Below are 26623 nucleotides of genomic sequence, written 5' to 3'. Positions count from 1 at the left end.
ATCTTTGGGTTTGCATGGTAGACTGCGCCCACTTTTTCATAACTGAACACTTTGTGTGGTGAATTCAGCGTGAATTGCCGCTTTTTCGCCCCAGGTGAATAAATCATGACCTTTATTGCCACTTTAATTCTTGCGCTGGGCATGTCGATGGACGCGTTTGCTGCTGCTCTGGGCAAAGGTGCCACGTTGCATCGTCCCGGTTTTAAAGAAGCGCTGCGTACCGGTCTGATTTTCGGCTCAATTGAAGCGCTGACGCCGCTGATTGGCTGGGCGCTTGGCCTGGCCGCCAGCCGTTACATCATGGCGTGGGATCACTGGGTCGCCTTCATCCTGCTGGCGTTTCTGGGTGGCCGTATGATGATGGAAGGCTTCCGTCAGACTGCTGTTGCAGAACCCTGTGAAGCCCCGCAAAGCCATGGCTTTATGGTACTGGCTACCACCGCGGTAGCGACCAGCCTCGATGCGCTGGCTGTCGGTGTGGGTCTGGCTTTCCTGCAGGTGAACATCATTACTACCGCGCTGACCATTGGTGCAGCCACTACGGTGATGGCGACGACTGGCGTATTAGTCGGGCGCTTTATTGGTCCGGTCCTGGGCAAATGGGCGGAAGTGCTGGGTGGAGTAGTGCTGATAGCTGTCGGCTCCACCATTCTGTTGCAGCATCTCGGCTACACCGCGTAGGGCTTTTGCACATAAAACCGTCATTTTTGTGATCTGGTTCAAATTTATTTGCTGTTAAAACGCACAGGAGCTATACTTTTTCGGTATATGTTCAACTAAATTTGAATCAGGTGTTCCATGAAACGTATTTTTAAACACGTGTTCCGCGCTTACGTTGAGACGTTCAAACACGTACCGCCGGGTGCCATGTACTAAGCACCCCGCAAGAAACCCTCGATAATCGCGGTCAGGGATCGACCTGTGATTATCACCTTTTCTGCTTCTGCTGATTTAAACCCGCGCTTTCGCACTTCTGGTGCATCCTGTTTGTTGCTACCCCTCTCCTTCTGATTGCCGTTATGCGCCACTTTGAGCCAGAAACGGACGTTGCTGCAGTGATCTAATCTGCCCGGGAGATTTCCGGATGCCAGACAAAATGGCGGCATACCTTAAACAGGAAACACGCACTTTTAATGGGGCACGGGAGTGCCTGTGCCGAAGCTAAGATTCACGTTTAACACTGATGATTCTTCCTGAATACTTCAGTAAACCATTCGATAAAGACCCGGACCTTAGGCGGAAGATAGCGTCTGTCAGGGTAGAGTATTGAAACCGGTTTCGTCACTGTCGCATAACCCGATAATACTTCCTTCAGCTGGCCTGTTTCGAGGCAGGGCTTTAATGCCGTATATAATGCGTGAAGCATGCCGAGGCCCGCCACGCCACAGGAAAGAAGTACGTCAGAATTGTTAACTCGTACGCTGCTTCCCGGATGCCGTGAAACAATTTCGCCGTTCATAACGAATTTCCATTCCTGAATGTCCCGACTGTGTTCATTAAAAAAATAAATGGCTTTATGGTCTTTAAGGTCATCAGGCGTTAAAGGAGTGCCATATTTATCCAGATAAGAGGGTGCTGCACAGGCGACCATCTGCAGGCTGCCCATTCTGCGCGAAATAAAATTCGAATCAGCAAGCTCACCGAGACGAATAACACAGTCGACACCCTCTGTAATTAAATTGGTCAGGCGATCTGAAGCGGTTAAGACTATTTCAATTTCAGGATATAAAGCCTGAAACTCGCTTAATTGTGGGATCAGGATACTGTGCGCCAGCGCCAGTGGAACATCAATGCGCAGCTGGCCACGAGGTCGCTGATTTGAAGAGTAAGAAGCCATTATATCGCTGGCATCACTCAGCAGCGTTTTAGCCCGCTGATAAATTTCTTCCCCTTCAACGGTCACACTCAGACTGCGCGTGGTGCGATGCAATAGCTTAACGCCAAGCTTGTCTTCCAGCTGTTGTACGGACTTACTGACCGCAGGGCGATGCAGCTGCAAGGCGTCAGCGGCCCGGGTGAAACTACGGAATTCAACGACGTGAACAAAAATATCCATCAATTCCAGCATGTTCGAGCGCATCATTTAACTCCGCAAAAAATATTCCTGCCGAAATAGTGTATTGCGGATTATATCTCATTCCGATTGTTTCTCCTGCAGTAACACTGAAGTCCTTTTACGTGGCTTTTTACGCCTGCCTGCTTTTTTTATCATCACCCTATTCGATGCATACACATGGGAAATGACAAAATGAAAGCATGGTTACTGAAAGATTTTGGCCTTGAAAACTTAAAGCTTGAAGAGGTGGAAACGCCTGTACCCGGTCCGGGTGAACTTCTGGTTAAAGTTGGCGCGGTGTCTCTGAACTTCAGGGATAAGGCAATAGTAGAGGGCTTCTATGAGCCTCATCTGGTTCCAAAGCCACTGATTCCTGTCTCTGATGCCACGGGCACCGTTGTTGCCACGGGACAGGGTGTATCCCGTTTTAGCACGGGTGATCGCGTTAACTCGCATCTCTATTCACGCTGGTTAGAGGGTGAACCTGCAGCCGATGAGCCAGCATGGTGTATTGGAATGCCGTTACCCGGCGGGCTGGCTGAGTACATGATCATTCATGAGGACAGCGCAGTTAAAGCGCCTGACAGCATGACAGATGAAGAAGCCTCTACACTTCCCATCGCTGCACTTACGGCATGGTACTCGCTAATGGATATCGGCAATCTGCAACCCGGTCAGACCGTGCTCGTACAGGGAACCGGTGGTGTATCGGTCTTCGCTGCTCAGATAGCGCATGCCTATGGTGCACGTGTCATTGCCACCTCCAGTAACGATGCAAACCTTGAGCGCATTAAATCACTGGGAGCCGATGAAGGGATTAACTATAAAAAATACCCTGAGTGGGAAAGAAAAGTGCTTGAAATGACTGATGGTAAAGGCGCTGACGTAACGATAGATGTCGCCGGGGGCAATGGCATCAATCAGTCAATTGCTGCGACAAAAGTTGCCGGTACGATTGCTCAGGTAGGATTTCTGACCGGCCAGACAGCACAACTTGATTTGATGCCGTTAATTTTCCGTCAGACAAAGATCCGGGGTATTGCGGTTGCACCACGCTCCTCGTTTGATCGGATGAATCCGTTCCTCAATAAACATAATATCAAACCCGTCATTGAACAGGTTTACAGTTTTAATGAGGCGGTTGAAGCCTTCCGGCACCTCTCCCGTGGTGCATTTGGCAAAATCGTCATCAGAATTAGTGACTGATAACGACTTTTATTCCTCAATTCTGGCAGTTTTTACTGACTGCCAGGTACTTTTGAATCCCACTCTCACCGCGTTAAACCCCTTCTCAAAGCGTGCTTATATTTCTTCTGCACATCGTCAAAAGGGCAGCTTTTCGTATCACCACGACCGGCAGCGGTGGGTTATCTTTGCGGGTGGATAAGCCGAAAAGTACAGACAATTTTCGCCCGGCAAAAACGCTCCTGTCTTAAAGCGCATCGGCCACAAATTCAATAAATGTCCGTACTTTCGAATTCAGTGCCGAACGTTCGGTGACACAGGCATAGATATTCATCGGGAGGGACTCAATGGTGCTCTCGCCATTGTGACCTGACCAGGACAAAGACCTTAACAGACCGCTGTCTATCAGTGGCTGAGCTACAAAGCTTGCCAGACGGGCAATGCCGCCGCCGTTTACGGCTATTCTGGCGATGATATCAATATCATCGCTGATAAAACTGGGGTTGAGTTTTGCATTAACAGGCTGTCCGTTGACCATAAACGTCCATGGCAGAAACCGTCTGTCGGTGGGATAGCGGAAAACCAGACAGGCGTGCTGGCTAAGTTCTCCAGGCGTCTGAGGCGTGCCAGCGCGATCAAGGTAAGCCGGAGCCGCACAGAATATAAAGGGTAGCGATGCAATTTTTCTGGCGATCAGTTGATCATTCAGCTGTGCTTCGATGCGGATACTGACATCGACACCTTCCAGGCGATGATCGACGTTGCGATCGGTACTGATCAGTTCAATATCTATATCGGGGAAGGACGCTTTGAAAGCGGGCATAAGGGGAGCCAGAACATACCGACCAAACGCGGCTGTTGTGGCGATACAAAGTGGCCCCTGCGGTTTGGTTTCATTCGCAGCAGCCTGCGAGGCGAGTTCGATATCATGTGGGATGTGACGGACTTTCTCGAAATAGCGTTTACCGTTTTCCGTTAAGGTCATGCTGCGGGTGGTGCGCGATAGCAGTCGCACGCCCAGATGCGCTTCAAGACGGGAAAGACTCTGGCTGACTGCTGCCGGACTCATACCTTTAGCGCGTGCCGCCGCTGCAATACTGCCGTTTTCCACCACGCGGATAAAAGTGCTAATCAACCCTAAAACGTCCATCGCATCCTCAACCGTTTATTCGTCACTTTTACTTAATAATGATTAAAGCATAACCGCTCTACAACCCCCCGCATAAGCTTGTTAAGTTAGCCGCAGTTTCGTCCACTTTTGTTAAACAGGATATTCAGATGACTGATGCTGCAAAAAAAACCTTACGAACCCGCCTGCCGGTGCGCACGGCACCTTACATATTTGCATTTTATATGGCGATCATCATGGCGTTCCTGATGAGTCTGGTCATCACGTTAGCCGAATTCGGAATGGGGCCTCATTACATGACAAATGTGATGAATGCTTACCAGGTCGCCATGCCAGCGGCTTTCTTTTGCATACTGGTTGTCCGTCCTGTTGTTATCCGGCTCGTAGGATTGACCGTTCACGGTCACTGAGACAGTCAGCATGCCCATTACGGGCGCCCGGGTGTGGTCTAGCCCGCTTCTCGCTCATCGCGGCAGGCGACGGCTGCGCCAGAATGGTGGCGGGTGGCAAACCTCCAGCATTTCAGATGCAGGGTGAGGGCGGGCAGGTCGTTCAGATACTGACCGGTATCAGGATGAAAGATACCGAAGAGCCGGGCGTACGATATGCAGCAGGTAAAGCTTACAGATGAGGATGGCGAGGAAACCCCTTCATTGGCCGTGCGGAGAGTTTCCCGCGATGTGACTTAACTGGCTCTGTTTATTGTTAAGCATCAACGTTAAATCGGCACCATTGTTATGACGGGGTTAGCCTGCTCCTCTTCGCACATAGCGGAGCCTGAAGCTCTTCCTGAGCAGCCAAAATAAAACAGCCATTCAGCCATCTGAGCGTATAAATGGTTAAAATAAATAAACATATACATTGCTAAATTATTATCGCTATGTCTTAATGCGTCATCGGTTTGGAACACAGACCTTATGAAAGCAGTTTTAGTAAAGTAGTCCTCAGTTCAAGTGTTATCCACAGATATCCTTCTTCGAGAGCCTCCTCCTAAGTGCCCAATAAGTAAATCTCTAACTACAGGCCATCTTCGCCGCTCTTAGTGGCTAATCGATTAAGGAAATATCTATGTCTGACAAAATGACTGGTTTAGTAAAATGGTTTAATTCAGATAAAGGTTTTGGCTTTATCACTCCCGATGACGGCAGCAAAGATGTATTCGTACATTTCTCTGCTATCCAGGGTGATAACTACAAAACGCTTGATGAAGGTCAGAAAGTCTCCTTCACCATTGAAAATGGCGCTAAAGGCCCTGCAGCTGGCAACGTCACAGCGCTGTAAGCCGCGCTCATTATCAGCGACGCCTACAATAGCGATGAAGACATAAGTCTGAGCAGATAAGCTCTGCTGATAATAAAATAAACCCGCCCAGTGCGGGTTTTTTATTGCCTGAAATTGGTATTATCTCTGCTCCGTTAACCTGCTCCGTGTTTATTCGTCCACCCCGAAGTTAATCCTCTCTTCATAAGCCCTGCCCGTGATGAAATGTGACGTTGAGCCATCGGGCAAAGGCCATAACGCGCCTTTTGAAATCAGCAATGCTCCCCTGAGGCGTATTACTGATTGTCAGCAAGTAATCCATTTCTTTTGCTAACGCTGGATATCGGGCATTGAATGTAAAGCGATACTCCTCGAGTGTTTCAGGCCACTCTTTGTCATGTTCACTGCGAAGAATATTGGTTGCTCTGATTGCCTTTCGTGCAGCAGCACGCTGTAGCTGCAACTTTTTATTTTCGTCAGCAGATGACTGCATTTGAGTTATTAATTTTTCCAGCACCGTCAGGAAGTCGCCATTCACTGCTACCGCGATTTCTTTTGAAGGTTTAAATGCCTGGAATCGTTGACTCAGGTCCTCGCCGTAAACGCAGACACAGTGATGTTTGAGCCAGTATCCCCAGCTAAGCAGATTATCCGGATGCACTACCTGTTGTAACAGGCCACAATCAAAATCGATTTTACTGACAACAGGGTTGTTTTGTTCAAGTTTGCGCTGGATTTCAGCAAGTTGCACTTTAGCCACTTCGCCGGGATCAACGCTAAATATGACTGTCATATCCAGATCGGACTTCCCGATTTTTGCCCAGCCTTCAGCCACACTGCCATACAAATAAAGGCTATGTATAAGCTCGGGAAAACTTTGGATTAGCTTTGCCTCGACCTGTGCAACAATATTCCGGAACTCTGGCTGCAATTTATTGGTTTCTGGCAGGGCAATAAAACCGTTGTGATCGATTGCCATTCTTTCTCCCTTTTAATGGCGTCATTCACCAGATTAATTTTATCTCTCATGTCCGCTTCTCGCTCACAGCGTACACACATCATTCACTGCCGTCATTGCCTTCCCGCTTACACCAGACACATCCCCCGCCAGAGTTTATCACCCGCAACGCCAGCGTCTTCTTAGGCGAAACCCCATACTTTTTCACACCATCACGCGGATAACCCGCCTGCTGTCTGATCCCGACCTACACTGAATTATTCTCCCCAAACCAGGAGCAGCGGATGATCCAGAAGCATCGACGAAAACAGGCAGCGATTGTGGCAGGTGTTGGATTGGGTGTGGCGGCCACGTTATGGGGCATGAAACGCTGGCGGCAGCTTAAGGAGACGCCGCCGGTGTCGCCGCACAGTCATCACGCCGGTCTGGCCGGTTATTATCAGCAGATTGGTGACTGGCGCATGTTTACCCGCGTTACGCCCAATGAGGATCAGGGACTGCCGGTCGTGCTGATCCACGGTCTGGTGATGTCGGGCCGGGCGATGGAGCCACTGGCGCTGGCGCTGGGACGCGACTATCACGTGCTGGTGCCGGATCTGCCCGGTTTTGGCGCCAGCACACTGCCCCCTTCTGCGCCGATCATGTCGGTGGATCAGCTGGCGGATGCGCTGTGGCTGTGGCTACAGCATAACGGTTTCCAGCGTGCTATCTGGGTCGGCAATTCGTTTGGCTGCCAGATTCTGGCCGCGCTGGCGGTGAAACATCCACAGGCTGTGGCGGGACTGGTGCTGCAGGGGCCGACGGTCGATCGTCATGCCCGCAGTCTGCCGCGTCAGCTCTGGCGTGACTGGCGTAATGGCCGGCTGGAATCCCGTCGTCCACCGGGCCCACTGGCCCGAATTGATTACGCCAAAGCGGGCCTGCGGCGCGCTTTCGGTACCATGCGCGCCATGATGCGTGACCGCATTGAGCATCGCCTTACTTACATTAACGCACCCACGTTGCTGCTGCGGGGCTCGCGCGATCCCGTCTGTCCGGCCCGCTGGCTGGATGAACTCGCCGCCCTGATGCCGCGCAGCGAACGAGTGACATTACGCGACGGGACGCACACTTTGCACTACGTCTACCCGTGGAGTTTCTGTCACGCCATCCGCCCGTTCCTGGCACGTATCCAGCAGGAGGATCAACATGAGTAAACCACCAAGAGGGATTGCCCGCTTTGACTCTGCTGCCGCCATGCTGCTTGCGCTGGCCAATGCGCTGCACGACCGCCCCTTTGCCAGCCCCAGCCAGTCACCGACGCTGGATCGCCTGTTGCCCTCACTGAACCGGCTACCGACCGGGCTGCGTGAGTGGGGCTATGCGCTGGGCGGCATGGCAGAAGGCATCAGCCTGCGCCAGGCGGGTGAACTGGATGTGGAAGGGATCGCCGAATGGATGGTGAGTGAATACCCGCAACAGGATTATCCGGCGGCCTTTATCGGTTCATCGAACGGTGCACTGGTGCATCTGGCGGCGGCGATGGGTGTGCCCTGGTTGCCCCAGACTTTTCTTTGCCCGGTGCGGGCCGCGAATAACGATCCCGATGACGCACAGACCAGCTTTGAGCAGGGCAAAGAGATTGCTGCCGCGCTGCTGGCTGCCTGGCCCCGGCTGGCGGTGCACCATATGCAGGACCCGAATCAGGATCGGCTGATGCTCGATCAGATGCGCTACTTCCGGCTGAAACTGCGCGAACTGCCGCTGGCCTTCAACGAATTTCTGATGGGAAGTCTGCCCGCCGGATCAACGCTGTTTATCAATCACTGTACCCGACAGTGGCCGGTAACACGCACCAGCGATCGCTCGTTTTTCCAGTTTGGTGCGCTCGGCGGCGCAACCGAAAAAGAGTACTTACAGGGCGGCCCGCGGGTGGCGGAATATCTGGCACGCTATGGCATCGATCGTGAGCGCTGGACGCCGCCCGCCATTACTGACCACGTGCCGGAAGCGGAGTGGGGACTGGATGGTTATCTGATTTCGCCGCTGAAAAAACTGGCGGAGGCTCAGAACTGGAAGCTGATGGAGATTCGTTACGAAGACCCGGAGGCGATGAGCTATGTGGTGGCAGAGATCTACCGCGACTGGTATCTGGCGGCGGGAATTTTACCGACCCGGCTGACGGTGGACAGCTTCCTGCTGATGGACCCGTGGTGCAGCATGCATCAGCACGCCATCCCGTTCTGGCTGGTCTTTTGCACCGAGCCTTCGGCCGCGACACTGCAACGCTTCCTGGAAAAACAGCCGCCGTTCCGCAACATCGACATGATGCTCTTCTCTCACGGCACCGACAGTATCGGTCTGGCGGAGATTGATCGCTGGCGGGCGCTGCTCTCCCATGCACGTGATGAAGGCGTATTGATTGGCGTGGATGAGGAACGTTTCCCGCGTGATTTCGCAACGTTTGCCCGCTTCGACTCGGCATTGCGTGAACGGGCACCGCTGTTGCCACCACCACCCGCGCTGAGCGCGGAGAAGGTGATGACGGGTATTCAGCGTTATGGTGCAAAACATGGGGTCACCCTGACGGCGCTGACGTAGCAGTCGCGCCGTCAGTCGTGATTATTCGCCGTCGGTGATCGGCTGGCGCACCAGCAGCAGGTAGGCGAGTGCGCCAACCAGCGTCACGCAGGCACAAATCATCAGCGCCATGCTGAACGATTTGGTGGTGTCGAGCACCCAGCCGGTGATGACCGGCGCGAACGAGGCGAAGATAAAGCTGGCGAAGTTCTGGATGCTGCCGACAGACGCTGTCATACGGGCGGTGACGTTGGCGTGGATCAATCCCCAGCACGACGTTCCGGCGAAGTGGATACAGAACAACGCCATCCCAATCAGCGTTACGGCGCTGGTGGTGTCGGTCGCGCGGGTCACCACGGCGGTAAAGCCGGCGGACAGCAGCATCCCGCTGACGATGCAGACTTTGCGGGTTTTCACCGCGTTAAAGCCGCGACGTACCAGCGAGTCGACCACATAGCCATTCAGCAGCATGCCCGCCGCACCGAACAGGAACGGAATCGCCGCCAGCAGGCCGGTACTTTTAAGATCGAGATGATAGGTCGACTGCAGGTAGCCCGGCAGCCACGCGATATAGAGCCAGGCGGTGTAGTTGATGCCGCTGAAGCCAATCATCATGCCCCACATGGTGCGCTGCTTAAACAGGCCGCGCCACTCTTTAAAGCTGATCGGCTCTTTACGCGAGGCAACGCTGCCCGCCTGTAAATAGTGGATCTCTTCAGCGCTCAGGGTATTGTTGTCGCGGTCACGGTAGATCATATACCAGCCGATGGCGAGGAACATGCCGAGGATACCGATCGTGACAAACATGCCACGCCAGCCCATCACCAGCATCATCGCCGCCAGAATCGGCGGAGCCACCGACAGTCCAATCATCGAAGCCGCATTGAACATCCCCATCGGCATGCCGCGATCTTTAATGTTGAACCAGTCGTTGATCACTTTCACGCCGCACGGGTTCATCGGCGCTTCACCAATGCCCAGGCCGATACGCACCAGGATGAACTGGGTAAAGTTATGCACCAGGCCAGAGGCGGCCTGAAACAGCGACCAGATAAACATGCCAATGCCGAGCATAATGCGCGGCCCTTTACGATCCAGCAGCGCGCCGCACGGCAGTTGCGCCAGGCCGTAAGCCAGCGAAAAGGCGGAGAGCAGGAAGCCGATTTCGGTGGCGCTCAGCCCCATCTCCTCGCGGATGGTCATATTCGCGACCGACAGCGAGCTGCGATCCAGATAGTTGATGATGGCGGCGAACAGCAACAGCAGCATCGCCGTGATCTGGATCTTGCGGATACGCGGTGAACGCACCACGTCGCTACGCATCGGCACGAAATCCTGGTCTGATGGCGTGTCGCCAGCTGCGCTGTCGCGGCCGGTTACTGAAGTCTTTTCCATTGCACTCTCCCGAAACTGGGTACTTATCGTTATGGTGAGAAGGGGTCTGCGCGCAGCGGCAAAAGGCCGCCGTGACGTTGCAGTCGAGACTAAGAGTAAAGGGTTAAGGATGTTGCAAAGATGTTTCTGAATCGTGCGGGAGCTAATGCTTTGTGGTTTTTAATCGGTTTTTAATTGTACTGACCGATTGAGCGCACCATCGAGGTTTTAGCGGTTGCCAGATGGTTATGTAATGCACAGAGTGCGTCGATATCCTGACGGCCAATCAGCGCGGTCAGAATCGCCATATGCTCCTCCAGCGCCACAATATTTCGCTGCTTGAGGTCACTCTCATCCCACTGATAATGCGAGTGAAAGATCACAGAGATAATCTCCAGCGACTGATTGAAAAATGGGTTGTTGGCGGCGGATAAAATCAGCGAATGCATCTGACGATCCAGCGCGGCAAAGTGGCGATAGTTACTGGCGATGGTGTCGCGCATCGATCGGTGACGATCCAGCAGATCCCGCGCCTGAACCCAGCGCTCGTCGCCTGCGGGCAGATTCAGGAAACGGCTCAGGGCGTGGGTTTCCAGCATCTCGCGCAGTTCAAACAGCTTCTCGGCGTAATCCTGGGTGAATTTTTTCATCCGCCACTGGCCGCGTCTGACCGGCTCCAGCAGGTCATAGCGCATAAAGCGCAGCAGGAATTCGCGCACCACCACCGGACTGACTTTCACCTGCTGCGCCAGTTGCAGCTCGCTGAAGGTATCGCCGGGCACCAGCTGCCGCTGATTAATCATATTAAAAAACATCTGCTCAAAGTGGCTGGCCTGCTGCTCAATCGGCGGCGTTAACGCGCTAAAACCGTCATCTTCTCGCGGATCGCGCACGATAACCCAGGTTTCATCCACCTTATCCAGCACGCCGCACTGATGCAGATAGTGCAGGGTGTGGCGCACCGTAGTCCGGCTGATATTGAACATTTCCGCCAGTGCCGCCTGGGGCGGCAGCGGTGAACGAATATGGCGCTGAGCGATGCTTTCCAGCATCTGGTTGATGACGTTCTGGCGCAAATTCTGGCTGCGGCTCATCTCACTCTCCGGTTTTTTATGCATTAAAAACCATTCAAAGCCCAAAAAAATCGCGGTGCTTCACACTTCCCGCAAACGAACACCGCAGCGCGTGCAGGATTCGCCATAACTGCCTGCAGGACAACCGGAGAATCACCATGACAACAATGAAAGCACTGGTCATCGCTGAACCACGTAAGATGGTATGGACCACCCGCGATATCCCCACGCCCGCCGCTGGCGAGGTACTGATTAAAATCCTCACCGCGGGAATCTGCGGCACCGACATCCACGCCTGGTCCGGTAATCAGCCATTCTTCAGCTATCCACGGGTGCTGGGCCATGAAATCTGCGCGGAAGTGGTGGCGCCGGGTCAGGACGCCGCGGGCTTTCAGCCGGGCCAGCGGGTGGCGTTAATGCCCTATATCTCCTGCCTGCGCTGTGACGCCTGCCAGAGCGGCAAGACCAACTGCTGTGAGCAGATCTCAGTGATTGGTGTGCATCAGGATGGCGGGTTCTGCGACTACTTAAGCGTGCCAGTCAGCACGCTGCTGGCGGTGGATGATGTCGCGCCGGAAGCGGCTGCGCTGATTGAGCCCTTTGCCATCAGCGCCCATGCGGTGCGTCGTGCCGCAATTGTGGCGGATGAGCAGGTGCTGGTGGTGGGTGCCGGACCGATTGGGCTGGGTGTTGCCGCTATCGCCGCCGCCAGCGGCGCGCAGGTGGTGGTGGCGGATACCAGCGAATTTCGTCGCCAGCATGTTGCTGACCAGCTCGGTCTGGCGGCACTGAATCCGGCTGATGAAGCGTTTTACAGCGCGCTGCGAGAGCAGTTTGGTGGCCGTCTGGCGCTGAAAGTGATCGACGCCACCGGCAGCCCGGCGGCGATGAACAATGCGGTCAACCTGATGCGACACGGCGGCACTATCGTTTATGTCGGCCTGCACAAAGGCGATCTGGTGATCCCGGACAGTGAATTCCATAAAAAAGAGACCACCCTGATGGGCAGCCGCAACGCCACCCGTGAAGATTTCGATCGGGTGCGTGCGCTGATGGCCAGCGGCCAGCTGCGCGCCGAAATGATGCTGAATCACCATCTGGCCTTCTCCACGCTGGATGAAACCTTTGAGGCGCAAATCATCAACAACCGCGAGCTGATCAAAGGCGTGATTCATTTCGATCGGTAACGCGGCCAGTCGGTTCGCGTGGTTCAGGGCGCGGTGAGGGTCTGAAAGAAGTGCGCCCGCACCGCATCAGCATCCACGCCAAGTGCGATGCGTTGGGCGGGCAGGCCGTTAAAGGGATCCTGACGGGATGCCAGCGCGCTCAGCTTACGCACCGTCTGACCGCAGGCGATGCCCTCCGTGATCACCCGCAGCGGGCTTTCGGTCAGGGTAAATGCCTGTGGCAGAGTGAGCCACGCCACCGCCAGGGTGTCATGCAACGCCATACCCTCGAATCCCTCTTTCTCCAGGCTGTAAGCCAGGTAAGGGCGACAGATCGCACTCAGCACCGGCTGATTCAGACGCTGAACCTCATCGCCGCTGATCAGCACCTTGTGCGTGACATCCAGCGGGATCACCACCACGTTCAGCGCTGAGGCGAGCACCTGATCGGCAGCATGCGGATCTTTCCAGATATTAAATTCGCTGAAGGGCGTCACATTGCCACTGTGCCCGTCGGTGCCAAATGCGCCACCCATGATCACCAGCTCTTTCACCAGCGGAATAATATCCGGCGCCTGATTAATGGCCGTGGCGATATTGGTCAGCGGACCAATCGCCACCAGGGTGATCTGATGCGGCTGCGCCCGCACGCTGTCGATAATAAACTGCACCGCGCCCGGCGCCTGATCGCTGCAGGCATTATCAAACGCATCGCCCAGCCCATCTTCACCGTGCAGTCTCGCGGGCGCAGAGGGTGGCAGCGCCAGCGGTCGTGAACAGCCGCGATAGACCTCCGCGTTAATCGCCATTTTCCCGCAAAACAGTCGGGCGTTTTTCACCGCCTGACCCACCGCCACGTTGCCAAAGACCGTGGTAATCCCAAGCAGACGCTGCGTCCGCGCCGCATAGGCCAGCGCAAAGGCGTCATCCACGCCGATATCGGTATCAAAAATCAGGGTACGCATAGGGTCTCCGCAACAGGCTGTAAACCGTCAGCATTACTCCGTATGTGGCGTGCGCGTCAAGGTTTTAAGCCGCCATGACCTCACTGTTGCCAGTCTGAAACGGCCGTCGTATTATCACCGGCTCAAGGTGATGGCGTGCCACCTTTCCCAACCGCCGGTGGGCTTAACACCGGCTGATGACGCCTGACACTCAATCCTTTCGCGGGAGCTGAGGTGTCAGGCGCAGTTTATCTCTGCCTTTCCCCTCAGCCCGGCGTCAATCTGCAATCAGGAGCAAGAAATGTTGAAACCGTTATTGGCTGTGATGATCGGCGGCTCTGCCGGCTGTGTACTGCGCTGGCTTTTTGCAATGCGCTTTAATGCGCTCTTTCCCAATCTGCCGCCGGGCACGCTGTTGGTGAATCTGATCGGCGGTCTGGTAATCGGCGGCGCAATGGCCTGGTTTGTTCGCCATCCCGACATCGACCCGATCTGGAAACTGCTGATTGTCACCGGACTCTGCGGCGGGCTGACCACCTTCTCCTCTTTCACGGCGGAATTAATGGGGTTGCTACAATCAGGGAACTATCTCTGGGCGATGACCAGCGCGCTGGTGCATGTGATCGGCTCGCTGCTGATGGCGTTTGCCGGTTTCGCACTGGTCACGATGCTGGGCTGATCCGGCTAAGCGGTGCTTGTCATACTCCTTAAGAGGTAGATACTGTTTCAGGTTTTACGCCCGACCATCCCGCATGAACGGGCGCAGAAGCTGAACGTCACCGATTATTCCGGACGATTAAGGAGCCGAGCAATGCGAACTAACCCCACATTCCTTAACCTGGTGCTGTTAAACGGTGAGCCCGGCCAGAAACTTCAGGCGGCGCGTGACGCCGGTTTCGATCAGGTGGAGATCTGGCGCGAGGATGTCCAGGCGTGCGAGGGTGGCGCGGCGGCACTGGCTGAGATCGCTACCCGGCAGGGACCTGGCTTTACTAATCTCCAGGTGCTGCGTGATTTTACCGGGGCACCCAGCGCGTTGCGCGGACAGAAGCGCGAAGAGCTGCGCCAGTTTATTCAGATTGCCCAGGCGCTGGGCTGCGATACCATTCAGGCGCCGGCCAGCACCCGCGAGGATTGCTGCGCCGACCAGATTGATGATGACCTGCGCTGGATGGCCTCTGAAGCTGCGCGCTACAACATGCGTATTATGTATGAGCCGATGGCCTGGTGCAGCGTGGATAACACGCTGCCGCTTGCGTGGCAGCGATTGCAGCGGCTCGATCAGCCCAATATCGGGCTGGTGGTCGATCTGTTTCATATCTGCGCACTGGGTGGCGACGCCTCACAGCTGGACGGCATTCCGGCCGAACGCATTTATGAAGTGCAGCTGTGTGATATGGCCGCCATGCCTGCGCAGGATAAGCAGAGTCTGATGGCGATGGCAAAGCACCAGCGTCTGCTGCCCGGCGATGGCATTATCGACATTGAACGCTTTGTCGATAAGCTCAAAAGCGGGGGCTATCAGGGACCGGTGGGCATTGAAGTCTTTAATGATGCGCTGAAACGCCTGCCGCCTGAGGTCGCTGCCCGTCATGCCTGGCAGGCATTAAAGCGCTGCTGGGGTTAATCCTGTAAGCACTGCCCGATAAACGCGGCGGCATGCATGGCGCCCTGAGCGGAGATGGTGTGGCCGGTGGCGGGTTCAAATCGCGCTTCTACCGGCACCAATGCGGCCCTGAGTCGTGCTGCGGCAGATTCGCTCTCCTGCCACGGGATCACCTCATCGGCCTGGCCGTGGATCAGCAGCGCGGGCAAATGAGGCTGTGGCGTCAGTTCACCGTCAACCGCCAGACGACCAGAAAAGGCGACCACGCCCGCCAGCGGATAACGGCCAGATGCCAGCGCATCCAGCGCCATGATCGATCCCTGTGAAAAGCCGACCAGCACCACATCCTGCCAGCGGTCGGCGAAGCCGTGCTGTGCGATAACGTCGCTGAGGGTCGCGTCAAACGCCGCCCGCGCGGCCCGTACCCGACCTGGCCGGTTCTCTGGCGTCACCTCCTCCAGACTGAACCACTGCCAGCCAAAACCGGCGGCAAAACGTTCGGGGGCATTGGGTGAGGCAAAAATCACATCCGGCAACAGCGTCGCCCAGTGACGGCCAATCGGTGCCAGATCGTCGCCGTTACTGCCTACGCCATGCAGAAAAATCACCAGTGCTTTTGCCATTATTGCTCCTTTATAGGCCGTATTCACTCAGATCCGGGCCTGCCGGAACGATCCCGTTCGGGTTCAGTGCCTTGATCGAGTAGTAACCCTGTTTGATATGATCGATGTTGACCGTCTCACGCACGCCGGAGACTGACAGCATGCTCTTAAGATAGCGATTCAGCAGCGTATAGTCGCGTATCCGGCGCAGGTTGCATTTGAACAGGCCATGATAGGCGACGTCAAAGCGAATCAGGGTGACGAACAGGCGAATATCGGTTTCAGTGAGCCGTTCACCCAGCAGGAAGGTGCGACCATCGCTGAGCAGGGCTTCCAGTTCGTCGAGCTGGCTGAAGACGTCGTTAAAGGCCTGCTGATAGCTGATTGATGTCGTCGCGAACCCGGCGCGGTAAACGCCGTTATTCAGACGCGGATAGAGACTCTCATTCAGCGCATCAATCTCAGGGCGCAGCGCGGCGGGATAGAGGTCGATGCGGTTATCGGCCAGATCGCCAAAGCCGCTGTTGAACATACGCACAATGTCAACGGACTCGTTGCTGACGATGGTGCCGGTTTTCTTGTCCCACAAGACCGGCACGGTGGCCCGGCCCGTGTAATCGGGCGCGACGCGGGTATAGATTTCATGCAGGTACTGCGCGTTATTCAGCGTGTCCTGCTGTGCGCCGGGGAAATTGCCAAAGCGCCAGCCCTGGGCACCGAGCTGCGGTTCAACCACCGTCACGCTAATCAGCGACTCCAGCCCTTTGAGCTTGCGGGCAATTAACGCGCGCGACGCCCACGGACAGATCAGCGCCACATAGAGATGGTAGCGATCCGCTTCTGCCGCAAATTCAGTGGAGCCATCGCTGCTGATAAAATGCCGGAAACCGGACGTCTGACGGACAAATCCACCCTGTTTATCGGTCGACTGCACCGGGTGCCAGTCACTACTCCATTTGCCTTCTACTAACATCGCGCGACTCCTCTGTAATGTGAGAAGCAGCTTAACTGATGACTAAACGACTGATAATCCGGTCATAAAGACAATCATTTCTTCCATTCTGGAAGAAATTACGCGGGCGGAAAACGGGTAAAGTGACTCACCAGGAAGTCGATAAGCAGGCGCGCCCGGTGTGCCAGATGACGGGCGGGCGGATAAACCGCAAACAGGCCAAGCGGTGGCGTGTCGAAATTCTCCAGCAGCCGGACAATCTCACCGCGTTGCAGCGCGGGAGCCGCGATAAAACCGGGCAGCCGCGCAATGCCCAGTCCGGCCATCGCGGCCTGCAGGCAGGCTTCGGTGTTGGCGAAGCGCAGACGTCCGCGGACCGGAACGGTGACAATCTCGCTGCCGTCGCTGCCGTCGCTGCCGTCGCTGCCGTCGCTGCCGGCAAACGGCCAGTGCCAGGGATCGCGAAAATTGGTGTCGATGATGCACTGATGCTGGGGCATCTCGCGCCAGTGCTGCGGCGTGCCAAACTGCTCAAGATAGACCGGCGAGGCGGCGATGCGCACATGCACCTCACCCAGCTTGCGCGCGACCAGGCTGCTGTCGCTGAGGGTGCCGATACGGATCGCCATATCAAAACCTTCATCGACGATGTTGACGGACCGGTCTGAAAAGCTGACATCCAGTTCAATCAGCGGATAGCGCCGGGCAAACGCCACCAGCACCTCAGATAACACCACAGTACCAAAGGAGCCGGGGGCGCTGATTTTCAGCCTGCCGGTAGGCGTCGTAGCGCTTTCACGCACGCTGGCATCCAGCGTCTCAAACGCATCAAGCAGATTTTTGACCCGCTCATAATAGCTGCGCCCGACATCGGTGGGTGACAGGGCGCGCGTGCTGCGCTTGAACAGCTGGACGCCGAGCCGCTGCTCCAGCTTTGAAACCAGCTTGGAAGCCTGACTGCTGCTGGTGCCGAGACGCAACGCCGCCGCAGAAAAGCTGCCGGTTTCCAGCACCGTGACAAACATCCGGTCACAATCGAGTCGATCCATGGCGGTGTCCTGTGGAGATAAAGTCGCAGTATAGAAGCTGTGCTCCGCTGATGCAGCCTTCACTTTGCGTGCCTTAACCCTTTCGCTGGCGCGGAAAACCTGCTTGACTGACTCTCTGCCCGACGTTCTCTGGAGTAATTCATGTCGCTGATTCACCTGACGTCACTGGCGGAGATCCCGGCCGCCGAGTGGGATGCGCTGTTGCCTGATGACCAGCCGTTTTTGCGCCACGCCTTTCTGCTCACGTTAGAACAGAGCGGCAGCGTGCGGCCCGAAGCGGGCTGGCAGCCCGATCATCTGCTGTGGCGGGAGGAGGGCGTGACCCGCGCCGCGCTGCCAGGCTACCGCAAACGCCATTCACAGGGCGAGTACGTCTTTGATCACGCCTGGGCGGATGCCAGCCAGCGCGCCGGGATCCGATACTACCCGAAATGGCTGGGCGCGATACCCTTCAGCCCGGTCAGCGGCGCGCGCCTGCTGGGCGAAACCGCTGCCGCGGCGCAACTGCTGTCGGCCCTGCCTGAGAGCTTGTTACAGCAGGGCTTAAGCGGGGCACATATCAACTTTACCGATGCGCAGGCTAACCAGCTGCTGGCCGATCAGCCCGACTGGCTCTCCCGGCTCGGTTGTCAGTATCACTGGCATAACCGTGGCTACCGCGATTTTCAGGATTTCCTGGATTCGCTGATGTCGCGCAAGCGCAAACAGCTGCGTAAAGAGCGTGAGCAGGTGATGCAGAGCGGCTTTGAGTTTGACCGCTACCTGGGCGACCAGCTGCGCGAAGATCAGTGGGATTTTGTCTACACCTGTTACGCCAACACCTATGCGGTGCGCGGTCAGCGTCCCTATCTGACGCGTGACTTTTTCAGCCTGCTGGCGGAACGCATGCCACAGAATATTGTGGTGGTGATCGCCCGTTTACAGCAGCAACCGGCCGCGATGGCGTTTTATCTGCGGGACAGCAACGCGCTCTATGGCCGCTACTGGGGCTGTCTGGCGGAGTTTGACCGGCTGCACTTTGAAACCTGTTTCTATCAGGGAATGGATTTGGCCCTTGATGAGGGGCTGACGCGGTTTGATGCAGGCGCGCAGGGCGAGCACAAGCTGGTGCGCGGCTTCGAGCCGCAGATTACCCACTCCTGGCACTATCTGCTGCATCCCGGCCTGCGTGATGCGGTCGCTGATTTTCTGGTGCAGGAGCGGGAAGGCGTGCGCGGCTGGGCGGAAGAAGCACGCGACGCCTTACCCTATCGACGCGGCGATTAATCGATGCCGACAAAACCGCCGGTCTGATGCTGCCACAGCCGGGCATAGAGACCGTTTTGCGCCAGCAGTTCGTGATGGCTGCCCATCTCGGCAATGCCGCCTTTATCCAGCACCACCAGCCGATCCATCTTCGCGATGGTCGACAGGCGGTGCGCGATGGCGATAACGGTTTTGCCCTGCATCAGTGACTCCAGGCTCTCCTGAATCGCCGCTTCCACTTCGGAGTCGAGCGCCGAGGTGGCCTCATCCATGATCAGAACCGGCGCATCCTTCAGCAGCACGCGGGCTATCGCCACACGCTGACGCTGACCGCCCGACAGTTTCACGCCGCGCTCGCCCACGTGGGCATCCAGCCCGGTGCGGCCCAGTGAGTCGGAGAGCAGCGGAATAAATTCATCGGCGCGGGCGCGGTGAATCGCAAGCTGCAGCTCCTCTTCGCTGGCGTCGGGACGACCATAAAGCAGGTTTTCACGGATTGAGCGGTGCAGCAGCGAGGTGTCCTGGGTGATCATGCCAATCTGGCTGCGCAGGCTTTCCTGCGTCACAGCGGCGATATCCTGATCGTCGATCACAATCCGCCCCGCGTTCAGGTCATAGAGGCGCAGCAGCAGGTTCACCAGCGTCGATTTACCGGCGCCCGAGGGACCAATCAGCCCAATCTTCTCGCCAGGTTTGATGTCGAGATTAAAGCCGTTAATCACCTGACGGCCACCGCCATAATCGAAGCGCACATCCTCAAAACGGATGTTGCCGCGCGTCACCTTAAGCTGCTTTGCCTGCGGTGCATCCTGCACGCTCAGCGGCTGCGCAATGGTTTTCAGGCCATCCTGTACCGTACCAATATTTTCGAAAATGCCGTTGACCACCCACATGATCCAGCCGGACATATTCACCAGGCGGATGACCAGACCGGTCGCCAGCGCAATTGCCCCGACGCTAATCAGCGACTGGCTCCATAACCACAGCGCCAGCCCGGAGGTCGAGACAATCAGCAGGCCGTTCAGCGCTGACAGGGTCAGATCCATGCTGGTGACCATGCGGCCGGCGTTCTGGGTTTTTTCGGTCTGCTCCTGAATCGCCTCACGCGCATACTGCCGTTCCAGATCGCTGTGGGCGAACAGTTTGATGGTGGCGATGTTGGTATAACCATCGACAATGGTGCCCATCAGCTTAGATCGCGACTCTGAGGAGACCACCGAACGCGCTTTGACGCGCGGCACAAAGAAACGCAGCGAGGCGCTGTAGGCCACCATCCACAGAATCAGCGGGATCATCAGCCGCCAGTCGGCACCGGCAAACAGCACCAGCGAGGTTACCGCGTAGATCAGCACGTGCCAGATGGCATCCACCAGCTGCACCGCAGAATCGCGCAGTGAACTGCCGGTCAGCATAATGCGCTGGGCGATGCGACCCGCGAAATCATTCTGGAAGAAATTGAGGCTCTGGCGCAGCACGTAGTTGTGATTCTGCCAGCGGATCATGCTGGTCATACTCGGACTAATGCTCTGATGCACCAGCATGTCGTGCAGGGCGATAAAAATCGGCCGCAGAATCAGCGCCACCGCCCCCATCCACAGCAGTATCGGCCAGTTATCCTGAAACAGGCTGGCGGGCGTGGAGTGATTGACCATATCGATAATGCGGCTCAGATAGCTGAACAGCGACACTTCAATCAGGGCTGACGCCAGCCCCACTACCAGCAGTGCCGCGAAACTCGGCCAGACCTGCCTCAGATAGTAGAGGTAAAACGACCAGACCGTTGAGGGGGGCGAGTCGGTGGGCGCGTCATGAAATATATTGATAAAACGCTCAAAACGGCGATACAACATAGCGATACTCTTTCCGTCCGGTAAAGAGCTACAGCTTAGTGCATGAACCCCGTTCGGCTAAAAGGAGAAAATATGGAAATCATTATTCGGGCACGGGAACCGCAGGATGCCGCCGCCTATCAGCGACTCTACAGTCATCCCGATGTTTATCCCTGGACGCTGCAGCTGCCGTTTCCCAGCGTTGCCACCTGGGAGAAAAAAATCGCCAGAATGGATGCCGAAGGGTTTATCGCCTTTGTCGCGGAGATCGAGGGCGTGCTGGCCGGTGAGCTGACGCTGTTTGTGGATAATAAGCCGCGCACCCGCCACTGCATCAGCTTTGGGCTGGGTGTGCATCCCGATTACGCCGGTCGCGGCGTCGGTGAGCGCCTGATCCGCACCGCGCTCGACTATTCCCGTAACTGGCTGGGGATTACGCGTATGGAGCTGGAGGTGTTTCACGACAACGAACGGGCGCTGCGGCTCTATGAGCGGCTGGGCTTTGAGCGTGAAGGGGTGATGCGCCAGGCCGCCCTGCGCGACGGTCAGCTGCGCGATGTGGTGATGATGGCGAAACTGCTGCACGGAAAGTCATAACCGGAGCGGCAGCGCTGCCGCTCCGCTTTGCATTACGGATTTTTATTGCTGTATTGCTGCATGTTCTGCTGCGTCACCAGTTCAAACGGGATCCACTGGTGGGAATCGACTTTTTCCCCTTTGATCATCTGCTGCGCCACCTCGACCGATTTTTTGCCCTGACCCACGGCATCCTGGAACACGGTGACGGCCAGTTTGCCGCTTGCCAGGGCTTTCAGGCCATCCGGCGTGGCATCAATGCCACCCACCAGAATGGTTTTTTTCGGTTTCGCCTGGGCAATCGCCATGGTTGCGCCAATCGCCATTTCGTCGTTGTTGGCGGCGACAATATCGATCTCTTCCCCGTTCGACAGCCAGTTGAGCATTAAATCCATGCCCTCATTACGCGAATAGTTGGCGGTCTGCTTCAGCACCACTTTCATGTCGGGATACTTTGCTACCACCTGCTCGACATCTTTGGTGCGCTGCAGCGCACCCGCATCGCTGAGGTTACCGATGATAATGGCGACCCTGCCACGATAACCCGCCTGCTTCGCCAGCGCTTCCATCTGCAACGTGCCCGATTCGCGTTCGTCAGAGCCGACAAACACCACGCCCGGCGGCAGGGTTTTATCGCCCGGTGTGCGGTTAACGTAGACCAGCGGAATGTGAGCCTGCTGCGCCAGTCTGGTCAGGGCAGGGGTGCTGGCGGAGTCGACCGGATCGACGATAATCGCGTCCACCCCGGAACTGATAAAGCTCTGCACCTGATCGGTCTGACGGCCCACGTCGCCGCGTGCATCTTCAAACTGCGCATCCAGCTGACGCGCTTTGGCCTCTTTCTCGATCGACTGGCGGATAATGGTCAGAAAGTTCTGGTCGAAATAGGCCATTGAGACGCCAATTTTCTCTGCCAGCGCCGACGTGGAAAGAGAGAGCAGACAGAGTATTGCCCATGCACGTTTTTTCATTGCAGACTCCCGAGGTTAACTGTGTGGAATATATTTTTCATTTATTATAAAAATGGATAAAGATTATCATTTGCAGCTTATGAACAGTCGCCGGGTTTGACAACCGGCCCTTTTCACTCTTGCTAGCGCCGCCACACTTTGCCGTAAAATCGCCGGCTCATAGCTGCCAGCGCCGATGAAATCCTCGACGTGGCGCACACTCTGCGGCAGTCAACCGCGGCTTTTTGCGCTTTTGTGCAGCATCGCACTGGCCTTTGTGGTGGTTGTCAGAAAACCGTTGAATCGGGCCTGACGATCTCAACATCCGCACAATGATCCATAGTTAGCCTCCTATCTATATTTCCTTAAGCGGGAAATCTCAGCGTTATTCCTGAAAAAAACCTCGTGGCGCAACCTGCCGCTTTTTAAGGAATTCAGCTCATGCTTAAAGACCAAACGACTCACCGGACGTCTCATGTGCGCATCTGGATCCTCTGCCTGATCCTCTTTCTGTCGGTTGTGGCTTATGCCGACCGTTCGATCCTCTCGATCTCCGGATCGGCGATCAAAGAGGAGTTCGGCCTGTCAGCGATCCAGCTGGGATTGATCCTCTCTGCTTTCAGCTGGGCCTATGTCATCGGTCAGATCCCCGGCGGGCTGTTTCTTGACCGCTTCGGGGCAAAAAAAGTGTATGGCGTCACGCTGGCGCTCTGGTCAGTCTCGACGCTGGCGATGGGATTCGTTGGCGAGTTCTCCAGCGGCATGACCGGCGCATTGATGCTGATGTTTGGTCTGCGTTTTATGCTGGGATTGATAGAGGCACCCAGCTTTCCCGCCAATGCACGCGTGGTGATTATGTGGTTCCCTGGCGCAGAGCGGGGACGGGCTTCATCGCTGTTCAGCTCGGCGCAATATTTTGCCGTCGCCATCTTCTCGCCGCTGTCAGGCTGGCTGGTGTCGCGCTTTGGCTGGGAGTGGCCGTTCTTTGTGCTGGGCGGCATCGGCCTGCTGGCGGTGTTTGTCTGGGCTGCCTGGATGCGGGAGCCACGCAATCACCCTGGCGTGTCCGAAAGTGAACTGCGCCACATCGTCGACGGTGGTGCGCTGGTGGATATCGACTCGGCGCAGACGCTGAAAGCGCGGCCACCGGTCAGTAAAGCGATGTTCAGAAAGCTGCTCACTAATCGCATGCTCTGGTGCGCCTATCTCGGTCAGTACTGCATCATCGCGCTCAGCTACTTCTTTATTACCTGGTTTCCGATCTATCTGGTGCAGGCGCGCGGCATGAACATCATGGAGGCGGGCTTCGCCACCGTTGCCCCGGCGCTGTTTGGTTTTCTGGGCGGGATCAGCGGCGGCTACCTGTCAGACAAGTTAATCGCCCGGGGCTGGAGCGTCTCCTGGGCGCGTAAAACGCCCTATATCGTCGGCATGCTGATGGCGTCCAGTCTGGTGCTGGCGGCGATCATTCCGGGCAATAGCGGCATTATCGCGATTATGTCCTTCGCCTTTTTCGGTAAAGGCATAGCGGCCGGTGCAGGCACCTGGACGGTGATCAGCGACACCGCACCCAAAGAGGCGGTGGGCCTGGCCGGCTCCATTTTTAACGGCATCGGCAATATTGCCGGTTTCACCACGCCGCTGCTGTTCGGCATCATCGTCGGTCTGACCGGCAGCTACAGCATCGGGCTGGCGTTTGTGGCGGCACACTGCGTGCTAGCGGCCCTGCTGTTCCTGCTGGTGATGGGACCGATTGAACGCGTTGGTGAAGAGAGCGATCGCCCGGCATCCTATAACAATCAGGAGAAAGAAGATGGCATTAAAGCAATGTAATGTGCTGATCAAAGGGAAGTTTCTGCCGCCGCAGCTGATAGAGAACATTGAAAAGACGTTCACTGTGTTCCGGCTGTGGGAGGCGGAAGATGAGGCAGCCTTTCTGGCTGAGCAGGGCGCAGATATCGACATGCTGGTCACCAGCGGCAACGCGGTGATGGGCGCACCGGCCGCGCTGATCGCCGCGCTGCCAAACCTGAAAGCCATCTGCAGTAACGGCGTCGGTTATGACAGCATTGATACGGAAGCCGCCCGGTCACGCGGCATTGTGGTGACCAACACGCCAGAAGTGCTCAATGATTGCGTCGCCGATCTGGGGATGGCGCTGCTGCTGGATGTGGCGCGCCGCATCAGCGAAGCCGATCGCTTCACACGCGCCGGTCACTGGTCGCAGGGCCGCTTTCCGCTGAGCAGCAAAATCGGTGGCAAGGTGTGCGGTATCGTCGGGCTGGGCAATATCGGTCAGGCGGTGGCAAGGCGCGCGCAGGCGTTTGATATGGCGATTCACTATTACAACCCGCGTTCACGCCCCGATGTGCCCTACACCCGTCATGAGAGCCTGGTGGCGCTGGCGCAGCAGGCCGATTTCCTGGTGCTGACCCTGCCGGGCGGTGCCGCGACGCGCCACATTATCAATGCGGAAGTGCTGCAGGCGCTGGGACCGCAGGGCTATCTGATTAACATTGCGCGCGGCAGCGTGGTGGATCAGCAGGCTCTGGTGGATGCGCTGGAAACCGGGCAGATCGCCGGTGCCGGGCTGGATGTGTTTGAACAGGAACCGCAGGTGCCTGACGTACTACGCCAGCGCGACAATGTGGTTATCACGCCGCACATCGCCAGCAGCACCCGCGAAACCATGGCGGCGATGGCTGACCTGGTCTTTGATAACATGCTGGCGTTTGCCCGTGGCGAGTCGGTGCTGACCCGGGTGGTGTAACCACAGCGACGTCTTAACCCCCTGCTGAAACAGGGGCGAGGCAGGACGCCTCTCCTCTGACCACTCACCAGACCTTCACCTTCGCACAAAACAGCCTGAAGAAAATTTGTCCGGCTGCCGATATCACCTTACCACCCGCTGATATTAAAGAGTGATAGCGTGATAAAGCTGATTACCATTGATGAATTGCGCCCAGGGATGTTTATCCACAAGCTGGAGGTCTGGTGGATAAAAGACCAGCGCATTCATAATGAGATGCTGATCACCGATCCCCGACAAATTGCCATGCTTCGCACTGAAGGGATCCGCCAGCTCTGGATCGACCTCGATCGATCGGTGCAGGCGCCGATCGCCTCCACGGTCGCGAAGAGAACCATTGGCCGCACCCCGTTTTTCCAGGAACTGGATCAGGCACAGCAGATCTTTTTGCAGGGCAAACCGAAAGTGCTGGCAATGTTCAACGAAGCGCGGCTGGGTAACGGCCTGAAGCTCGATTATATGATGGACCTGGTGGATGAAATCGCCGGATCGATCACGCGTGAACCCTCCGCCATGCTGAGTGTGGCGCGCCTGAAAAATCATGATGATTACACCTACCTGCACTCCATGGCGGTCTGCGGGCTGATGATTGCGCTGGGTAAAAAACTCGGGCTGGATGAGCAGGAACTGCGTCGGGTGGGCATGGGCGGTTTACTGCATGATGTCGGCAAAGCGGCCGTGCCGCTGGCGATCCTGAACAAAGCGGGCAAGCTGACTGAAGAGGAGTTCAGGGTGATGCGTGAGCATCCGGTGGTCGGTGCGCAGATGCTGATAGAAGCTGACGCCGATGACGATCTGCTCGATATCACCCTGCATCATCATGAAAAATATGATGGCAGCGGCTATCCGCACCGCCTGAAAGGCGAGGCGATTTCGTTCTACGCCCGCATGGCGGCGGTGTGTGATGTCTATGATGCCGTGACCTCGACCCGCTCCTATCGCAACGGCTGGACACCTGCTGAAGCGATGCACCAGATGCTGAGCTGGCGCGGCCATTTCGACCCTGCCTTGCTGCACACCTTCGTGCGGACCATCGGCATCTATCCGGTGGGATCGCTGGTGCGTCTGGCTTCCGGCCGGGTGGCGCTGGTGGTGAAAGCGGGCGAAAAATCGCTGATGCGTCCCTGCGTACATGTCTTCTGGTCGCTGCACGCCCAGCGTGAAGTGAAACCGGAAGAGCTCGACCTCGGCGACAGCTTCTGCACCGACAGCATTGTGGGCGCAGAGGACAGCACGCTGTGGGGTAACGTCGATCTCAATCGTATCTGGGCGCTGGAAGTCGCCTGATTTTTCGCCATTTT

26 protein-coding genes and 1 riboswitch are annotated in these 26623 nt (G+C 56.4%); of the genes, 15 read left to right on the top strand and 11 right to left on the bottom strand.

What is annotated here, in order from left to right:
- Positions 1-105 precede the first annotated feature (105 nt).
- The gene (gene mntP / locus EPG66_RS21900; RefSeq protein WP_031593031.1) at positions 106-681 is read left to right on the top strand and encodes a manganese efflux pump MntP; all 576 of its coding nucleotides are present in this window, start codon (positions 106-108) and stop codon (positions 679-681) included.
- A 117-nt stretch (positions 682-798) separates the two neighbouring features.
- The gene (azuC, locus tag EPG66_RS23300) at positions 799-876 is read left to right on the top strand and encodes a stress response protein AzuC (RefSeq protein WP_111534772.1); all 78 of its coding nucleotides are present in this window, start codon (positions 799-801) and stop codon (positions 874-876) included.
- Between the two features lie 298 nt (positions 877-1174).
- On the opposite strand, the gene EPG66_RS21890 is transcribed toward azuC, so the two are convergent.
- Complete coding sequence (locus EPG66_RS21890; RefSeq protein WP_182688104.1) at positions 1175-2080, bottom strand: LysR family transcriptional regulator; 906 nt, start codon at positions 2078-2080, stop codon at positions 1175-1177.
- Between the two features lie 168 nt (positions 2081-2248).
- Between EPG66_RS21890 and EPG66_RS21885 the strand changes: the two genes are divergently transcribed.
- On the top strand, positions 2249-3262 hold the full coding sequence (locus EPG66_RS21885; protein WP_022623962.1) for a zinc-dependent alcohol dehydrogenase family protein: 1014 nt from the start codon (positions 2249-2251) through the stop codon (positions 3260-3262).
- A 226-nt stretch (positions 3263-3488) separates the two neighbouring features.
- On the opposite strand, the gene EPG66_RS21880 is transcribed toward EPG66_RS21885, so the two are convergent.
- Positions 3489-4391 (bottom strand): LysR family transcriptional regulator, encoded by a 903-nt coding sequence (locus EPG66_RS21880; protein ID WP_182688098.1) that lies wholly within the window; start codon positions 4389-4391, stop codon positions 3489-3491.
- Positions 4392-4519: 128 nt separating this feature from the next.
- Here EPG66_RS21880 and EPG66_RS21875 point away from each other — a divergent pair, with 128 nt between their 5' ends.
- Together EPG66_RS21875 and cspE are read left to right on the top strand one after the other, a co-directional pair.
- On the top strand, positions 4520-4780 hold the full coding sequence (locus EPG66_RS21875) for a DUF2798 domain-containing protein (RefSeq protein WP_182688096.1): 261 nt from the start codon (positions 4520-4522) through the stop codon (positions 4778-4780).
- A gap of 658 nt (positions 4781-5438) precedes the next feature.
- Positions 5439-5651 carry a transcription antiterminator/RNA stability regulator CspE gene (cspE, locus tag EPG66_RS21870; protein WP_031593036.1) on the top strand — a complete coding sequence of 71 codons (213 nt, stop codon included), beginning with the start codon at positions 5439-5441 and terminating at the stop codon, positions 5649-5651.
- A gap of 181 nt (positions 5652-5832) precedes the next feature.
- On the opposite strand, the gene EPG66_RS21865 is transcribed toward cspE, so the two are convergent.
- Positions 5833-6609, bottom strand: a complete 777-nt coding sequence (locus tag EPG66_RS21865; RefSeq protein WP_083070520.1) for a nucleotidyltransferase domain-containing protein — start codon at positions 6607-6609, stop codon at positions 5833-5835.
- A gap of 263 nt (positions 6610-6872) precedes the next feature.
- On the opposite strand from EPG66_RS21865, the gene EPG66_RS21860 reads away from it, so the two are divergent.
- Both EPG66_RS21860 and EPG66_RS21855 read left to right on the top strand, forming a co-directional pair.
- A complete protein-coding gene (locus EPG66_RS21860; RefSeq protein WP_069025498.1) occupies positions 6873-7784 on the top strand; it encodes an alpha/beta fold hydrolase in 912 nt (303 codons plus the stop codon).
- Positions 7777-9168, top strand: coding sequence for a hypothetical protein (locus tag EPG66_RS21855; protein ID WP_115758065.1), 1392 nt, complete (start codon positions 7777-7779; stop codon positions 9166-9168). Before EPG66_RS21860 ends, EPG66_RS21855 begins: the two co-directional genes overlap by 8 nt.
- A gap of 21 nt (positions 9169-9189) precedes the next feature.
- Here the strand turns inward: EPG66_RS21855 and EPG66_RS21850 are convergent, their stop codons facing one another.
- Positions 9190-10542: an MFS transporter gene (locus EPG66_RS21850; RefSeq protein WP_010671480.1), complete on the bottom strand. Its 1353-nt coding sequence runs from the start codon at positions 10540-10542 to the stop codon at positions 9190-9192.
- A gap of 170 nt (positions 10543-10712) precedes the next feature.
- Positions 10713-11615, bottom strand: a complete 903-nt coding sequence (locus EPG66_RS21845; protein ID WP_064704089.1) for a GntR family transcriptional regulator — start codon at positions 11613-11615, stop codon at positions 10713-10715.
- A 137-nt stretch (positions 11616-11752) separates the two neighbouring features.
- Here EPG66_RS21845 and EPG66_RS21840 point away from each other — a divergent pair, with 137 nt between their 5' ends.
- Positions 11753-12781 carry a zinc-binding alcohol dehydrogenase family protein gene (locus EPG66_RS21840; protein WP_039388056.1) on the top strand — a complete coding sequence of 343 codons (1029 nt, stop codon included), beginning with the start codon at positions 11753-11755 and terminating at the stop codon, positions 12779-12781.
- Positions 12782-12804: 23 nt separating this feature from the next.
- Here EPG66_RS21840 and EPG66_RS21835 read toward each other — a convergent pair whose 3' ends face one another.
- The gene (locus EPG66_RS21835; protein WP_031593042.1) at positions 12805-13725 is read right to left on the bottom strand and encodes a nucleoside hydrolase; all 921 of its coding nucleotides are present in this window, start codon (positions 13723-13725) and stop codon (positions 12805-12807) included.
- A 117-nt stretch (positions 13726-13842) separates the two neighbouring features.
- Positions 13843-13918, top strand: a riboswitch (Fluoride riboswitch).
- A gap of 87 nt (positions 13919-14005) precedes the next feature.
- Here EPG66_RS21835 and crcB point away from each other — a divergent pair.
- Positions 14006-14383 (top strand): fluoride efflux transporter CrcB, encoded by a 378-nt coding sequence (crcB, locus tag EPG66_RS21830; RefSeq protein ID WP_031593044.1) that lies wholly within the window; start codon positions 14006-14008, stop codon positions 14381-14383.
- A gap of 132 nt (positions 14384-14515) precedes the next feature.
- Entirely contained in the window at positions 14516-15331 is an 816-nt protein-coding gene (locus EPG66_RS21825) for a sugar phosphate isomerase/epimerase family protein (protein WP_115758064.1), read from the top strand.
- Here EPG66_RS21825 and EPG66_RS21820 read toward each other — a convergent pair.
- The 3 genes from EPG66_RS21820 to EPG66_RS21810 form a co-directional block, all read right to left on the bottom strand.
- A complete protein-coding gene (locus tag EPG66_RS21820; protein ID WP_010253470.1) occupies positions 15328-15933 on the bottom strand; it encodes an alpha/beta hydrolase in 606 nt (201 codons plus the stop codon). The genes EPG66_RS21825 and EPG66_RS21820 overlap by 4 nt on opposite strands.
- Before the next feature lie 10 nt (positions 15934-15943).
- Complete coding sequence (locus EPG66_RS21815; protein WP_115758063.1) at positions 15944-16885, bottom strand: glutathione S-transferase family protein; 942 nt, start codon at positions 16883-16885, stop codon at positions 15944-15946.
- Positions 16886-16983: 98 nt separating this feature from the next.
- On the bottom strand, positions 16984-17913 hold the full coding sequence (locus EPG66_RS21810; RefSeq protein ID WP_182688094.1) for a LysR family transcriptional regulator: 930 nt from the start codon (positions 17911-17913) through the stop codon (positions 16984-16986).
- Between the two features lie 141 nt (positions 17914-18054).
- Here EPG66_RS21810 and EPG66_RS21805 point away from each other — a divergent pair, with 141 nt between their 5' ends.
- On the top strand, positions 18055-19179 hold the full coding sequence (locus tag EPG66_RS21805) for a GNAT family N-acetyltransferase (RefSeq protein ID WP_115758061.1): 1125 nt from the start codon (positions 18055-18057) through the stop codon (positions 19177-19179).
- Here EPG66_RS21805 and EPG66_RS21800 read toward each other — a convergent pair.
- On the bottom strand, positions 19176-21008 hold the full coding sequence (locus tag EPG66_RS21800) for an ABC transporter ATP-binding protein (RefSeq protein ID WP_031593049.1): 1833 nt from the start codon (positions 21006-21008) through the stop codon (positions 19176-19178). The two genes, EPG66_RS21805 and EPG66_RS21800, sit on opposite strands and share 4 nt — an antisense overlap.
- A 72-nt stretch (positions 21009-21080) precedes the next feature.
- Between EPG66_RS21800 and EPG66_RS21795 the strand changes: the two genes are divergently transcribed.
- Complete coding sequence (locus tag EPG66_RS21795) at positions 21081-21584, top strand: GNAT family N-acetyltransferase (protein WP_064704098.1); 504 nt, start codon at positions 21081-21083, stop codon at positions 21582-21584.
- A gap of 32 nt (positions 21585-21616) precedes the next feature.
- Here the strand turns inward: EPG66_RS21795 and EPG66_RS21790 are convergent, their stop codons facing one another.
- Positions 21617-22534 (bottom strand): sugar ABC transporter substrate-binding protein, encoded by a 918-nt coding sequence (locus EPG66_RS21790; protein ID WP_010253455.1) that lies wholly within the window; start codon positions 22532-22534, stop codon positions 21617-21619.
- A gap of 420 nt (positions 22535-22954) precedes the next feature.
- On the opposite strand from EPG66_RS21790, the gene EPG66_RS21785 reads away from it, so the two are divergent.
- The 3 genes from EPG66_RS21785 (at position 22955) to EPG66_RS21775 (ending at position 26609) form a co-directional block, all read left to right on the top strand.
- Positions 22955-24346, top strand: a complete 1392-nt coding sequence (locus tag EPG66_RS21785) for an MFS transporter (protein ID WP_115758060.1) — start codon at positions 22955-22957, stop codon at positions 24344-24346.
- Positions 24327-25283 (top strand): 2-hydroxyacid dehydrogenase, encoded by a 957-nt coding sequence (locus tag EPG66_RS21780; RefSeq protein ID WP_143789879.1) that lies wholly within the window; start codon positions 24327-24329, stop codon positions 25281-25283. The genes EPG66_RS21785 and EPG66_RS21780 overlap by 20 nt, the downstream gene beginning before the upstream one ends.
- A 159-nt stretch (positions 25284-25442) precedes the next feature.
- On the top strand, positions 25443-26609 hold the full coding sequence (locus EPG66_RS21775) for an HD-GYP domain-containing protein (RefSeq protein ID WP_031593053.1): 1167 nt from the start codon (positions 25443-25445) through the stop codon (positions 26607-26609).
- The last annotated feature ends 14 nt before the right edge of the window (positions 26610-26623 follow it).

Origin of the sequence: Pantoea pleuroti, assembly GCF_014156615.1 — a bacterium.
Lineage (GTDB): Bacteria > Pseudomonadota > Gammaproteobacteria > Enterobacterales > Enterobacteriaceae > Pantoea > Pantoea agglomerans.
The sequence above is the reverse complement of the archived record's forward strand: the minus strand, read 5'-3'. Positions and strand labels throughout refer to the sequence as shown.